Raw genomic sequence first — 13,799 nt, 5'->3', positions numbered from 1 at the left:
AACGACGTTATCTAGCATTTGGCATTAGAAAAATTTGGGGCAACATGGTTCGACCGCATCTCCCGCTCAATTCGCTGCGCGCCTTCGAGGCATCGGCGCGCCATCTGAGCTTTACGAAGGCCGCGATTGAACTTTGCGTCACGCAGGCAGCTGTCAGCCATCAGGTCAAGAGCCTCGAAACCCGTCTGAACGTGACATTGTTCGAGCGCCTGCCCCGCGGGCTGATGCTGACGAGCGAAGGAGAAACGCTGCTTCCCACATTAAAGGACGCATTCGACAGGATTGCCGGAACGCTAGAGCGTTTCGAAGCGGGGCATTATCGGGAAATCTTGCGTGTGGGTGCTGTCGGCACCTTGGCCGTCGGCTGGCTACTGCCACGTTTGCGCGATTTTCAGAATCGCTACCCGTTCATCGACCTGCGGCTTTCGACCAACAACAACCGGGTGGATATTGCGGCGGAGGGACTGGATTACGCGATCCGTTTCGGGAGCGGCGCCTGGCACGGCATCGACGCAACCCGATTGCTGGAAGCGCCCCTGTCGCCACTTTGCATCCCGGAACTGGCGCGCGAATTGCGAACACCGGCCGATCTCGCACGACACACTTTGCTGCGCTCCTATCGTGCCGATGAATGGACGCAGTGGTTTCAGGCAGCAGGCGTCACGGGCGACATGCCCCTGCCGCGAAGCATCATGTTCGATTCGTCGCTCGCGATGATGGAAGCCGCCATGCAGGGAGCGGGCATTGCGCTCGCCCCGCCACTGATGTTCTCCCGGCAATTGCTGTCGGAAACCATTGTCCAGCCGTTCGAGACGACGGTGACGATGGGCAGCTACTGGCTGACAAGGCTACAGTCGCGGACGGAAACGCAAGCGATGGCCGCATTTCGCGACTGGCTGACAGATGCCGCGAACAACTGAGCTAAACAGCGCAACAAAAAACCGGGCAGTTGCCTGCCCGGTTTTCCGTGTTCAATTATCAGATAATTAGAACTTGTAGCCAACGCCGACGCGGATGTCGTGGGTGTCGAGCTTGTTACGAACCGATTCGTTGCCGAGGTCGTAGGTCTTGTTACCGAACTGGGTGTAGCGGTATTCAACGCGGCCCAGGATGTTGTCCGTGAGCTTAGCTTCCAGACCGGCACCAGCAGTCCAACCAACGCGGAACTTGCTTTCGTCGTCAAAGCCATTGTCAAGCTTGACCTGCGAACCGGCAACACCAGCCGTGATGTACGGCATAACCGGGTTCAGGTCGTAGCCGAGACGTGCACGCAGCGAGCCTTCGAAGCCCTGCTTAACTTCCAGACCGTCCTTGGTCTTCTTGGCCCAGGAGTAGCCGGCATCGCCTTCAACACCGTATACGAACTGGTCCTGCTGGAAGTTCCAGCCAGCGTAAGCGCCAGCCTTCATATCGTCAGGCTTAACGGTGCCTACGGTGTCGGTCTTGACCTTGTTCCAGCCGTAGCCGAGGTACAGACCGGTGTAGCCACCAGCCCAGCTGTACTGCGGAGCCATTTCGACCGGAGCCGGAACAGGAGGCTGTTCCTGAATGGCATCAGCAGCGAAAGCAGTCGCAGAGAACGGCAGCAGCGCAGCCGAGGCGATTACGAGAGACTTAAGAGTGCGCATAGCATTCTCCTTACACAAATTACCTTTAGCGCGGTCCCTTATCGGGCGGACGATGTTGGGAGCAAATCGTCCATGCCGCGCTGACAGGATCGACATATCGGCGGTAATTGCGGCACGAAATGCCCGCTTCTGGGGAGAAAACCTGACGAGAACATGGCAAAAATACGATGTTGCATTATCGCAACGCCGAATTCAGCCACCTATATAGTGGGATAACGTCGATTGCAGTGACGGCAACGCGCGGCGAAGTGACACGAAGCCGCTGAAATCTCTACAAATTTGTCAGTTGTGAACATTGCGGGCGCTGTTTTTAGCTGCAATCTTCCGACCGAAATGGCATGAAATCGATTGAAGAATCTCGATAAGAAAGTGTTTACCGTGTTGAACGATCAAGAGCCTCGCCTGCTTGCTAAATGCCCGGTTCTGGTCACCGGCGGCGCACGGCGCATTGGGAAGGCAATTGTCGAAGACCTCGCCGCCCATGGCTTCCCGGTCGCCATACACTATAATCACTCCATCGATGAAGGCGCCGCCCTTGCAGCGTCCATAAATGAACAAGGCGGCAAAGCCTGTGTCGTGCGCGCGGACCTTTCGTCCGAATCTGATATTCGCAATCTTGTGCAAGATGCGTCGCGCCAGATCGGGCCGATCCAGCTCCTCGTCAATAATGCATCGCTCTTTGAAGATGACCGTATCGGCCAACTGGACATGACGCTGTGGGACAAGCACTTTGCCATCCACCTCAAGGCGCCTGTCCTGTTGGCTGAAGAAATGGCAAAAGCCCTGCCCGATGGTGAAGAAGCGCTTGTCGTCAATGTCATCGACCAGCGCGTCTGGAAGCTCAATCCGAACTTCTTTTCCTATACGCTTTCAAAGACGGCCCTCTGGAACGCCACCCGAACGATGGCACAAGCGCTTGCTCCGCAGATTCGGGTCAATGCAATCGCACCTGGTCCAACATTGCCGAGCGAACGGCAGAAGCCAGGCGATTTCGAACGGCAGGTCGAGAAACTTCTTTTGCAGCGTGCGCCGGAATTGTCGGAATTTGGGCGTACTGTTCGCTATTTCTGGGAAAGCCGCTCAGTCACCGGCCAGATGATCGCACTTGATGGCGGACAGCATCTGGCATGGGAAACCCCGGATATTGCAGGAATCACCGAATGACCGGGAACCGCAAGAACAATGAGGATGCCGTTGCAAACCTGCCGTCAGATGACGAGCAGGATGTGGCCGGTATAATCATTGGTGATGCGGAAACCGACGATGATGACGAGACGGACGATATAGTCGACGCTCCTGCCTCGCCGTCCGCTGCCGATTCCATTCAATGGGATTCTTCGGATGGCCTGCCGGACATTGAAGGCCTGAGCGGTCAGGACATCATCAATGCTTTCGTGAAGCGCCTGCCGAACAATCCGGGCGTCTATCGCATGTTCAACAGCGATGGTGACGTGCTCTATGTCGGCAAGGCACGCAATCTCAAGAAGCGCGTCTCCAATTATGCGCGCGGGATCGGCCATTCGAATCGCATCACCCGGATGATCCGCGAAACGGTGACGATGGAATTCGTCGTCACCCGGACAGAAACCGAGGCCTTGTTGCTGGAAGCAAATCTCATCAAGAGATTGCGTCCGCGCTTCAACGTGCTGATGCGCGATGACAAGTCGTTTCCCTATATTCTCCTGACTGGCGACCATCGGGCACCCGGCATTTTCAAGCATCGCGGTGCACGGTCCCGCAAGGGAGACTACTTCGGCCCATTCGCCTCTGCCGGTGCTGTCGGTCGCACGATCAACGCGCTTCAGCGCGCCTTTCTGTTGCGGACATGCACGGATTCGGTTTTTGAGACACGCACCCGTCCCTGCCTTCTCTTTCAGATCAAGCGTTGTTCCGGCCCCTGCACGCACGAGATCAGCGATGAGGACTATGCCGAACTCGTCAACGAGGCCAAGGCGTTTCTGTCCGGCAAGAGCCAGTCGGTAAAAGACCACCTTGCAACGGCAATGCAAGCCGCATCGGCTGATCTCGATTTCGAACATGCAGCTGTTTACCGGGATCGCCTGGCTGCGCTTTCACACGTCCAGTCACATCAGGGTATCAATCCACAGACGGTCGAAGAGGCTGACGTTTTCGCCATCCATCAGGAAGGCGGCATGACCTGCATTCAGGTTTTCTTCTTCCGTACCGGCCAGAACTGGGGCAATCGCGCCTATTTCCCCAAAGCGGACAGTTCGCTCGGCCCGGCAGAGGTTCTGGGGGCATTCCTGTCCCAGTTCTATGACGACAAGCCGTGTCCACGGCTGGTTCTCTTGTCCGAAACGGTTGAGGAGCAATCGCTTATTGCCGAAGCGCTCTCGACGCGCGCGGGCCATAAGGTGCAGGTCAACGTTCCACAGCGCGGCGAGAAGAAAGACCTTGTCGATCACGCCCTGACCAATGCGCGAGAAGCGCTTGGACGGCGGCTTGCAGAAACATCGTCACAGGCGCGCCTGTTGCAAGGCATGGCTGAGACCTTCGGCCTGTCCCAATCCCCGCGCCGCATCGAGGTCTACGATAACTCGCATATCATGGGCACGAATGCCGTCGGAGGCATGATCGTCGCCGGGCCGGAAGGCTTTGTCAAAAACCAGTACCGGAAGTTTAATATCCGCTCGACCGACATCACGCCGGGCGACGACTTCGGCATGATGCGCGAGGTTATCGAGCGGCGCTTCTCACGGCTGGTCAAGGAGCATGGCACGCCGGAAGAGCCCACTGACGCAGAAGTAACCGATACATTTCCCGCATGGCCCGATGTCATTTTGATCGACGGCGGTCAAGGCCAGGTCGGTGCGGTCAGGCAAATTCTCGGGGAGCTTGGAATCAGCCATCTCGTCAATGCAATCGGTATTGCCAAGGGCGTCGACCGTGAAGCGGGGCGCGAGCGTTTCTTCGTGGAAGGCAAACAGGCCTTCACGCTGCCGCCGCGCGATCCTGTACTTTATTTCATCCAGCGCCTGCGCGACGAAGCGCACCGGTTTGCCATCGGCACACACCGCGCCCGTCGCAAGAAGGAAATGGTCAAGAATCCGCTCGATGAAATTGCGGGAATCGGCCCATCGCGCAAGCGTGCCCTGCTGCACCATTTCGGGACTGCAAAAGCGGTTTCCAGAGCCGCGGTTGCCGATCTGATGCAGATCGAAGGTATCTCGGAAGCCATGGCCAAGACGATTCACGATCATTTTCGTGACAGATGACGCAATTTTGTCCGGGATTTATGCACAAGCGTCATTAGGTCCCGGCAGAACATATTCGCAGGTGTTGATTTTATCGGTCATCCCTGTTGATGTGCGCTAACAACGACGTGGCGGAACAATGCAGAAAAATCATACCCTCTCCTTGCCCAATATCCTCACTTACGGCCGGATCATCGCCGTTCCCCTTGTGGTATTGTGCTTCTTTGTCGAGGGGCGGCTGGAATCAAGCGATTTCGCCCGATGGACAGCTCTGGGATTGTTTATCGTCGCCAGCATTACAGACTTTTTCGACGGGTACCTCGCCCGCATCTGGAAGCAGACATCGACCATCGGTCGCATGTTGGACCCGATTGCCGACAAGCTGCTCGTATCCGCCATCCTGCTGCTTCTGGCAGCTGATGGCACGATCGCCGGCTGGACGCTGTGGGCCGCAATCATCATCCTTTGCCGCGAAATCCTTGTTTCGGGGTTGCGTGAGTATCTTGCCGAACTGAAGGTCAGCGTTCCCGTCTCCCGTCTCGCCAAATGGAAGACGACAGCACAAATGGTTGCTCTCGCTTTTCTGCTCGCAGGCCCTGCTGGTGACAAAGTCGTGCCCTATGTAACCGAAATGGGTATTGTCCTGCTTTGGATATCGGCTCTTCTGACGCTTTATACGGGCTGGGACTATTTCAAGGCGGGCCTCAAACACGTAATGGATTGATCCAGTGACGGTAAAACTCGTCTATTTTGCATGGGTGCGCGAGAAAATCGGCAAGGGTGAAGAGTTAATCGAACTTCCCTCACCCAAAACGACAGTGGCTGACCTGATCAGCCACCTGAAATCGCGCGGTGATGAATATGAAGCCGCCTTCGAGCACGAACATGTCATCCGTGCCGCGATCAATCAGGAACATGCCGAGCACGTTGAACTCGTGAATGACGGCGATGAAGTTGCGCTCTTTCCGCCCATGACGGGAGGATGAAGTGAGCGGGCAAGAGCATTTCCAGCAAAAGTGCGGAGCGGTTTTGCGTAGGATAATGCGTAAAAGAAAAACATAGGCCATTTTCAATGATTCAAGCAAAACTGGAAATGCCCTAATGACATGCCCACTTTTCGTCGGCATAAGAAGTGAAGACTTCGACACGGCAGCGGAACTGCGCAAGCTTGAGCATGGGCGCACGGATATCGGCGCTATCGTAACCTTTACCGGGTTGTGTCGCGATGAAAGCGGCTCGCTTTCCGCTCTGGAACTGGAGCATTATCCGGGCATGGCCGAAGCTGAAATCACCCGCATCGCCCGACAGGCCATCGAGCGCTGGCCGATAACAGCCCTCACGATCATTCACCGTTATGGACTCATCAAACCGGGCGAAAACATCGTTCTGGTTGCAGCAGCGTCGTCGCATCGACATGCGGCTTTCGAGGCCGCCTCATTCCTGATGGACTACATGAAAACCGACGCCCCCTTCTGGAAGCGGGAACATCTCGCAGATGGTTCGGTTGGTGGCTGGGTGTCGTCCAAAGAGGAAGACGAAAAGATCCGCGAACGCTGGAAACAGTCGTAATCTTTCGATTGCCAGCTATTCTGTTGATCTCTATTTCTCATTTTAATCGTGAATTAACTATTTAACCCCCTAGAATAATGACTAATTTAGGTGGTGTGTTCTTGCGCTGCCACAATTTTCACATGAAGATTTCGCTAATGTCGGCATGATGAATCAGACGCTGACAAGCGATAATGAAAGACAGATTGGAAACCGCATCAGCGCCATCTGTCTTGCAACAGATGACGCGTGTGGGAACGGAAGTTTCGGGCTTTGACGATGCGAAATGGACTGGCAAAAACCCTTTCAATTGCTGCGGCACTCGTGGTCGGCATTGGCGCGCTTGGTGGCGCTGCCTTATTCCTGACCACGTCGATGCCGACGAGCAGCATTGCCGCGGAAAAAACCGTCAGCGGCAAGGTGATGTATCGTGAGCGTATCGCGCTGCCACCGGAGGCAAACCTGACGGTTCAGCTTTCCGATGTCTCGCTGGCCGACGCTCCTTCCAAAGTCATTGGCGAAACGCGGATTGAATCCGTTCAGGGATCGCCGATCCCGTTTGCCATCAATTTTGATACGGACCAGATTCAGCCCGGTCATACCTATGCCCTGCAGGCGCGCATTTCGGCAGGCGATACGCTATGGTTCGTCAATGACGAGCGCTATACCATCGATCCGGAGAACCCCGGAGAACCGGCAGAAATCAAGGTTGTGATGGTTCGCAAGAGCGGTGATGAAGGCGTTGCCATCGGCATCGAGGGCAAGGACTGGCTCGCGGAAGACATTCAGGGCGGCGGCGTGATCGACAATGCCCAGACGACGCTGACGGTTTCGAGCGACGGTGCCGTCAGTGGCTCAGGTGGCTGCAACCGTTATTTCAGCAAGGCGGTCGTGACCGGGGAAAACATTTCCTTTGCCGATATCGGATCGACCTATGTCCAGTGCCCGCCTGCCCTCATGAACCAGGAACGCAAGTTCCTCGATGTGCTCGGCAAAACCAAGTCCTACAAGATCGACATGGGCAAGCTTGTTCTCTTCGATGACGAAGGGAAAGAGATGGCAAGGCTCGCACAGAGCCTCTGAGATTTGCTTCTGCGCGTCATCCCACCCAACAAAAAAAGCCCGGCAATGCCGGGCTTTTTCTTTGAATTCTCGTTGGGATTAGCCGACGATTTCGGTGCCCGAGAACCAGTAAGCAATTTCTTCTGCAGCGGTTTCCGGAGCGTCGGAACCGTGAACCGAATTTTCGCCGATCGACAGAGCGAATTCCTTGCGGATGGTGCCTTCGTCAGCGTTGGCCGGGTTGGTTGCACCCATGACTTCGCGGTTCTTGGCGATGGCGTTTTCGCCTTCCAGAACCTGAACGATCGTTGGGCCGGAAGACATGAATTCAGTCAGTTCGCCGAAGAACGGACGATCCTTGTGAACAGCATAGAAGCCTTCAGCTTCACGCAGGCTCATCCAGACGCGCTTCGAAGCGACGACGCGCAGGCCAGCTGCTTCGAGCTTGGCGGTGATTGCGCCGGTCAGGTTGCGGCGGGTCGCATCGGGCTTGATCATGGAGAAGGTACGTTCGATTGCCATTATGACACCTTGTTCGCTGGAATTTTTAGAAAAGTGAGGCTCTATACCGTCGATAGGCCGAATTGCCAAGAGGCCGTTCAATTTAGAACACATCGCATACCGCCTAGCTGCTTGAGACGACGGAAATTTGAAGGCATAGATAATGCCACTCTGATTCAGGCTATCGGGTAGCGGGGAACTTGTATGGAACAGCATTTTCAAATGTTTGCGTGGTACAATCGCTGGGCCAACGAACTGCTCTATGCCGCTGCCGCCGATCTGAGCGACGAGGAATACCGGCTCGATCTTGGGCTGTTCTTCGGTTCGATCCATCGCACGCTCAACCATCTTCTGGTCACCGACCGCATCTGGATGAAGCGGTTTACCGGCGAAGGCGACCATCCAAAGCAACTCGACGCCATCATCACCGACAATTTCATCACGCTGCGCGATCTGCGTCATGCCGAAGATGAACGCATCTGCCGGTACACCGACTCCTTGAACGCCGACAAGCTTGCTGGACGTTTTACCTATACGACCGTTTCGGACATGCGCACGATGAGCCAGCGGCTTGCGCCTTCGCTGGCGCATCTGTTCAATCACCAGACCCATCATCGCGGCCAGATCCACGCGGCATTGACGCGGCTCGGTACCGACGCTCCGTCGCTCGACCTCTCACAATTCCAGCGAACCGAAGGCGGACGCCGCTTCGCCTGACTGATGTTGATACTTGCGGAAACGCTTCAAGCCGTGCAAAAGCGATTTCACCATGCTTATCCTTGACGACATCTCCGTACGAATTGCCGGACGCCTCTTGATCGACCACGCCAGCGTAACGCTGCCTGCGGGGTCGAAGACGGGTTTCGTCGGCCGCAACGGCACCGGCAAATCCACGCTGTTTCGTGTGATCACGGGCGATCTTGCGCCGGAAACAGGTAGCATCTCGCTTCCGAAAAATACTCGTATCGGTCAGGTGGCGCAGGAAGCGCCCGGCACCGAGGACGCACTGATTGAAATCGTCATGAAGGCGGACAAGGAGCGCACAGCACTTCTTGAAGAGGCCGACACGGCAACCGACCCGCACCGCATTGCGGAAATTCATACACGCCTTGCCGATATCAATGCGCATTCGGCGGAAGCTCGCGCAGGCGCCATTCTGTCCGGTCTCGGTTTCAACGCCGAAGCACAACGCCAGCCTGCGTCCGCGTTTTCCGGCGGCTGGCGCATGTGCGTCGCTCTGGCAGCGGTTCTTTTTGCCGAGCCGGACCTGCTGCTGCTCGACGAACCGACCAACTATCTCGACCTTGAAGGCGTGCTGTGGCTGGTCGACTATGTAAAGCGCTATCCACACACCGTCATCATCATCAGCCACGACCGTGATCTCCTGAACTCGGCGACCAGTTCGATCATGCATCTCGACCAGAAGAAGATCAGCTTCTGGCGCGGCAATTACGATCAGTTCGAGCGCCAGCGTCACGAAATGCTGGAATTGCAGCAGAAGGCCCACGCCAAGCAGGAAGCCCACCGCAAGCACATGGAATCCTTCGTGGAACGGTTCCGTGCCAAGGCCACCAAAGCCCGTCAGGCACAATCGCGCATGAAGGCTTTGGAAAAGCTCAAACCAATCGAGCTTTATGTTGAAAGCAATGTGCAGCCGTTTCGTTTTCCAGACGCTGACAAAAAGACGGCATCGCCTGTCATCGCGCTTGATAATGCCGATGTCGGTTATGTGCCCGGCAAGCCGGTCCTTCGCAATGTGACCTTGCGCATCGACAATGATGACCGCATCGCCCTCCTCGGCTCGAACGGTAACGGTAAGTCAACGCTTGCAAAGCTGATTGCCGGTCGTCTGACGCCGGAAAAAGGCACGCTCACGCTTTCGCCGAGCCTGAAAGTCGCATTCTTCGCACAGCACCAGATGGACGATCTGATTCCTGAAGACAATGCCATCGAGCATGTGCGCAAGCTGATGCCGATGGAACCGGAAGCGAAGGTGCGCGCGCGCGTTGCGCAGATGGGCCTGTCGACCGAGAAGATGCTGACGCCGGCCAAAGACCTGTCCGGTGGCGAGAAAGCGCGTCTCCTGATGGGACTTGCGACCTTTCATGGTCCCAACCTGTTGATCCTCGACGAACCGACCAACCATCTCGACATCGACAGCCGCGAGGAGCTTGTGCATGCGCTCAACGCTTTCAACGGCGCGGTTATCCTGATTGCCCACGACCGCCATCTTATCGAAGCCACGATGGAACGACTCTGGCTGGTCCGCGAAGGCGGTGTGAAGGCGTTTGAAGGCGATCTCGATGAATACCGGCAGATCGTTCTTGCTGATGCCAAGGGAGAACCGGCTGCCGACCGCGACGATAACGCCAAGGTCAACAAGGCTGAACAGCGAAAGCTCGCCGCCCAGAAGCGCGAAGCCATGGCGCCGCTGCAGAAAAAGATCAAGGAAACCGAAGCCTTGATTCAAAAACTGCAGAAACAGATTCAAGGCTTCTCGTCGCAACTGGAAGACCCGGCGCTTTACGAGAAGGAACCCCAGAAGGCGGTCCGGATCAACAAGGACATGAGCGATACCCGTTCTGCACTTGCGGATGCAGAGGACAAGTGGCTGGAACTTTCCACCGAATATGAAGAAGCTATGGCCGATTAAAAATCGGCCTTCTGTCTTTCAGCAGAGTCCTACGTGAACATAAGCAAGATCACGACCCCCAACACGATCCAGCCGATGACACGCATGGCAACCGGCAGAGGACGGGGCATGAACCGCACCGCGAGAAGCGCGAAAATGACGGTCAGAACGGGAAACCCGAAATAAAGGGCGGCGTAACCGCTCTGCCCTTCAAAAGAAGAGCCGAAGACGCCAAGCTTTTCGAGCGGTATCAGCGCAACCAGCGCTGCAAGAGCCGAAAGCAGCAACAGCAGCAACCTGTCGGAAATTTTGCAGAGCATCGTCATTGGTCAGCTCTGGGGACGCAAACGCGTGCGCATCAAAGCATAAAGACCGAATGCACCGAGGATCAGACCTATGGTCGTATAGACCTCGTCCGGCGTTTCCGCTCCACGACGCAATACGAGATCGGCTTTTGAAAGCTGAAGCCCATCCGTGTTTCCCTGCACCAGACGGAACGCATAAAGCCCTGGAATGACTGGATCGATATCCCCCGCACTCTGGCGCAGAACGCTGCCATCCTGCGGGCGGTCCGTATTGATGGAACCGCTCGTCGAGGCGAAATCGAGCCCCTGAGAGAGAACCGGCTGGCCGTCGCGGCTGACCGCAAGGGTCACCGCCGATCGCCTTTCCGCAGGTACGTAACCCGGCAAAGGCGTTGCATCAATGAACACACGCACCGGCCCATCGTCCGCCGACAGCCTGACTTCCTGTATTTTGAAGCCGCTTTGGCGGTTTTCAAGCATGGTCCAGCGCCCGATTTCGCTGCCGGTGAAATGGCGCATATACCAAGGATAACCGATGGCGAGCCCGAAACCGGCGACGATCATCAAAATAAATAGCAATCGCGTCACGCTTTGCGCTCCCAACGGCGATCAGGCGTTTGCTGCCAGTAGGTCAAGTCGTGGCTCCCCGCCTTGAAATTTTTCCACTGCCCTCGGGCAATATCGAGCTGATCCTGATCGTGGCCGTCGAACATGACGACAAGACGTTCATAGGCATCCGCCCGTTCCAGTCCTGCGCCTTCAACGAGAAAGCGCACCGTCGCTCCATTCGGATTGGCTTCACCGGTCGTCAGCAGAACCGGCTGGTGTTCGGGATGAGGCTCTTTATCGGTGCCATGCGCCACGAAGGACGTATCGGAGAAGGTCCAGAGCAAACCATCCAGCGCATCGCGTCTTTCCTCGCTGACAGTCTGGATCGTGACGCGCCAGCCGCGCCCGAGCGAGCGCTCGACCAGACCGGGCAATGCCTCATCGAGTGTCGATTCCGTCAGATGGTAGAAGAGAATTTCCGCCATGCGCTATCCGTTTCGGGAATGGGTGAAGAAATTGATTCCGCTTCTCCACCCATCCTTTTGTTTGGAAAAGATTTTAGCTTTCGAAATGATCCCGGACAAGGCGATCCAGCAGGCGGACGCCATAGCCGGAAGCCCATGTCTGGCTATACTCGTTTGCTGGCGACCCCATAGCCGTTCCGGCAACGTCGAGATGCGCCCAAGGGGTTTCGCCGACAAAGCGCTTCAGGAACTGTGCCGCCGTGATCGATCCGCCGTAACGGCCAGCGCTGTTCTTCATATCGGCAAACTTCGAATCGATCATCTTGTCGTATTCGGTGCCGAGCGGTAGGCGCCACAGCTTTTCGCCGGTCAACTGGCCTGCATCATAAAGCTGATCCGCAAGCTCGTCGTCATTGGAGAAGAGGCCGGCGTGATACTGGCCGAGAGCAACCATGACAGCGCCCGTAAGGGTGGCCAGATTGATGATGAAGCGCGGCTTGAAACGGTCATTCGTGTAGTGCAGCGCATCGGCGAGAACGAGACGGCCTTCGGCATCGGTGTTGATGACTTCAATCGTCTGTCCCGACATGGATGTAACGATGTCACCCGGGCGCTGGGCATTGCCATCCGGCATGTTTTCAACAAGGCCGATAATGCCGATGGCATTGACCTTTGCCTTGCGTCCAGCCAGAGCGCGCATCAGGCCAGTAACGGCTGCCGCGCCACCCATGTCGCCCTTCATGTCTTCCATGCCAGCGGCAGGCTTGATGGAAATACCGCCCGTATCGAACACCACGCCCTTGCCGACAAAGGCAACCGGCTTTTCCTTGCTCTTCGCGCCCTGCCATTCCATGACAACCAGTCGCGGCGGGCGAACGGAACCCTGTGCCACGCCGAGAAGCGCGCCCATGCCGAGCTTCTTCATTTCCTTCTCGCCGAGAACCTCGATCTTCACGCCAAGCTTTTCGAGCTTTTCAGCTTCCTGTGCAAATTCGACCGGGCCGAGAATGTTCGCAGGCTCATTGACGAGATTGCGTGCCTGGATAACGCCGTCCGCAACCGCCTCAGCAACTTCAAAAGCCCGCTTCGCCGTGTGCGGATCAGCGACGCAGATGCTGATCTTGGCAGCGTGTTTCGGATCGCCATTTTCCTCATTGTTCTTGCGCGTCTTGTAGCGTTCGAACTTGTAGGAGCGCAGAATCATGCCAAGCGCCAAATCTGCTGCTTCGTCACCTGCGATGGTGGTTTCAGGCAATGCAAGCGTTACGGTCGCACGCTCGGCTTTGCCGATTCGTGAAAACGCCGCGCCACCAATCTTGAGCCAGTCGTCATTGCCAAGCTTGCCGGTTTCGCCGACGCCGACCAGAACGATCTTGTCGATGCCGCTGGAAGTTGTCTCGATCGCTTCCGCCGTCTTGCCCAATGCGCCGGTAAATCCGGAAATTTCGGCAATACGCTTGATCTTTTCCGCGCCACCCACGGCCTGAGCCGCTTCATCCGCAAAACCGCCGCCCTTGGCGACGAGGACGATGGACACACCTTTTTCCGGTACTGCAAAATCGCTGAAAGAGATCGAAGGACGTTTAGACATGACAACTCCAAACTTGGTGTCGATTTGAGAATGACACGATTGTGTCGCGACTTTTCCCCACTCATGTGAGACGAATATGGCGAAACAGCAAGAGCAGATCCCAGATTGTCCAGTTTTAGCCCGAGGAAAACCGTGCAGGACACAATTGCAAACCCGTCTTACATGCTTCCCCCAAAAAACTGGCTTCCCGCAAAAACCGGTTGCCTTGAGCCCACTCATCACCCATTAAGGGAAACAGCAGAGCTGGCATCTTCATGATGCTTTTAGTAATCTGTTAACCGCGTTTATTGGGCCAATCTTAGCC

General features: G+C 56.2%; 15 protein-coding genes. 9 read left to right on the top strand and 6 right to left on the bottom strand.

Annotated features, from left to right (window positions below):
• The first annotated feature begins 44 nt into the window (after positions 1 to 44).
• Positions 45 to 920 carry a LysR family transcriptional regulator gene (locus tag ABDF71_RS05670; protein WP_012092382.1) on the top strand — a complete coding sequence of 292 codons (876 nt, stop codon included), beginning with the start codon at positions 45 to 47 and terminating at the stop codon, positions 918 to 920.
• Positions 921 to 986: 66 nt separating this feature from the next.
• On the opposite strand, the gene omp25 is transcribed toward ABDF71_RS05670, so the two are convergent.
• Complete coding sequence (gene omp25 / locus ABDF71_RS05665) at positions 987 to 1,628, bottom strand: outer membrane protein Omp25 (RefSeq protein ID WP_040129487.1); 642 nt, start codon at positions 1,626 to 1,628, stop codon at positions 987 to 989.
• Positions 1,629 to 1,976: 348 nt separating this feature from the next.
• Here omp25 and ABDF71_RS05660 point away from each other — a divergent pair, with 348 nt between their 5' ends.
• From ABDF71_RS05660 to ABDF71_RS05635, 6 genes are all read left to right on the top strand, one after another.
• Positions 1,977 to 2,792, top strand: a complete 816-nt coding sequence (locus ABDF71_RS05660; protein WP_036580704.1) for an SDR family oxidoreductase — start codon at positions 1,977 to 1,979, stop codon at positions 2,790 to 2,792.
• Positions 2,789 to 4,864 carry an excinuclease ABC subunit UvrC gene (gene uvrC / locus ABDF71_RS05655; RefSeq protein WP_258124765.1) on the top strand — a complete coding sequence of 692 codons (2,076 nt, stop codon included), beginning with the start codon at positions 2,789 to 2,791 and terminating at the stop codon, positions 4,862 to 4,864. Before ABDF71_RS05660 ends, uvrC begins: the two co-directional genes overlap by 4 nt.
• Positions 4,865 to 4,982: 118 nt before the next feature.
• A complete protein-coding gene (gene pgsA / locus ABDF71_RS05650) occupies positions 4,983 to 5,567 on the top strand; it encodes a CDP-diacylglycerol--glycerol-3-phosphate 3-phosphatidyltransferase (protein ID WP_010661678.1) in 585 nt (194 codons plus the stop codon).
• 4 nt (positions 5,568 to 5,571) lie between these two features.
• A complete protein-coding gene (moaD, locus tag ABDF71_RS05645; RefSeq protein WP_010661677.1) occupies positions 5,572 to 5,829 on the top strand; it encodes a molybdopterin converting factor subunit 1 in 258 nt (85 codons plus the stop codon).
• A gap of 115 nt (positions 5,830 to 5,944) precedes the next feature.
• Positions 5,945 to 6,412 (top strand): molybdenum cofactor biosynthesis protein MoaE, encoded by a 468-nt coding sequence (locus ABDF71_RS05640; protein ID WP_029925213.1) that lies wholly within the window; start codon positions 5,945 to 5,947, stop codon positions 6,410 to 6,412.
• Positions 6,413 to 6,670: 258 nt separating this feature from the next.
• The gene (locus ABDF71_RS05635) at positions 6,671 to 7,474 is read left to right on the top strand and encodes a YbaY family lipoprotein (protein WP_010661675.1); all 804 of its coding nucleotides are present in this window, start codon (positions 6,671 to 6,673) and stop codon (positions 7,472 to 7,474) included.
• Between the two features lie 78 nt (positions 7,475 to 7,552).
• Here the strand turns inward: ABDF71_RS05635 and ndk are convergent, their stop codons facing one another.
• Positions 7,553 to 7,975: a nucleoside-diphosphate kinase gene (gene ndk / locus ABDF71_RS05630; RefSeq protein ID WP_010661674.1), complete on the bottom strand. Its 423-nt coding sequence runs from the start codon at positions 7,973 to 7,975 to the stop codon at positions 7,553 to 7,555.
• 183 nt (positions 7,976 to 8,158) lie between these two features.
• Between ndk and ABDF71_RS05625 the strand changes: the two genes are divergently transcribed.
• Complete coding sequence (locus ABDF71_RS05625; protein WP_010661673.1) at positions 8,159 to 8,671, top strand: DinB family protein; 513 nt, start codon at positions 8,159 to 8,161, stop codon at positions 8,669 to 8,671.
• A 52-nt stretch (positions 8,672 to 8,723) separates the two neighbouring features.
• On the top strand, positions 8,724 to 10,607 hold the full coding sequence (locus ABDF71_RS05620) for an ABC-F family ATP-binding cassette domain-containing protein (RefSeq protein ID WP_500061282.1): 1,884 nt from the start codon (positions 8,724 to 8,726) through the stop codon (positions 10,605 to 10,607).
• A 29-nt stretch (positions 10,608 to 10,636) separates the two neighbouring features.
• On the opposite strand, the gene ABDF71_RS05615 is transcribed toward ABDF71_RS05620, so the two are convergent.
• The 4 genes from ABDF71_RS05615 to ABDF71_RS05600 all read right to left on the bottom strand — a co-directional run bounded on the left by ABDF71_RS05615 (position 10,637) and on the right by ABDF71_RS05600 (position 13,495).
• Positions 10,637 to 10,912, bottom strand: coding sequence for a hypothetical protein (locus tag ABDF71_RS05615; protein ID WP_012092387.1), 276 nt, complete (start codon positions 10,910 to 10,912; stop codon positions 10,637 to 10,639).
• 3 nt (positions 10,913 to 10,915) lie between these two features.
• Complete coding sequence (bspB, locus tag ABDF71_RS05610; protein WP_424945398.1) at positions 10,916 to 11,479, bottom strand: type IV secretion system effector BspB; 564 nt, start codon at positions 11,477 to 11,479, stop codon at positions 10,916 to 10,918.
• Positions 11,476 to 11,925: a DNA polymerase III subunit chi gene (locus tag ABDF71_RS05605; RefSeq protein ID WP_036580669.1), complete on the bottom strand. Its 450-nt coding sequence runs from the start codon at positions 11,923 to 11,925 to the stop codon at positions 11,476 to 11,478. The genes bspB and ABDF71_RS05605 overlap by 4 nt, the downstream gene beginning before the upstream one ends.
• 73 nt (positions 11,926 to 11,998) lie before the next feature.
• Entirely contained in the window at positions 11,999 to 13,495 is a 1,497-nt protein-coding gene (locus ABDF71_RS05600) for a leucyl aminopeptidase (protein ID WP_279676318.1), read from the bottom strand.
• Between the last annotated feature and the right edge of the window lie 304 nt (positions 13,496 to 13,799).

The sequence above is a fragment of the Ochrobactrum sp. WV_118_8 genome, from assembly GCF_039631535.1.
GTDB lineage: Bacteria > Pseudomonadota > Alphaproteobacteria > Rhizobiales > Rhizobiaceae > Brucella > Brucella anthropi.
Note: the sequence above shows the minus strand (reverse complement) of the source record. Positions and strands in the feature narration are given on the sequence as shown.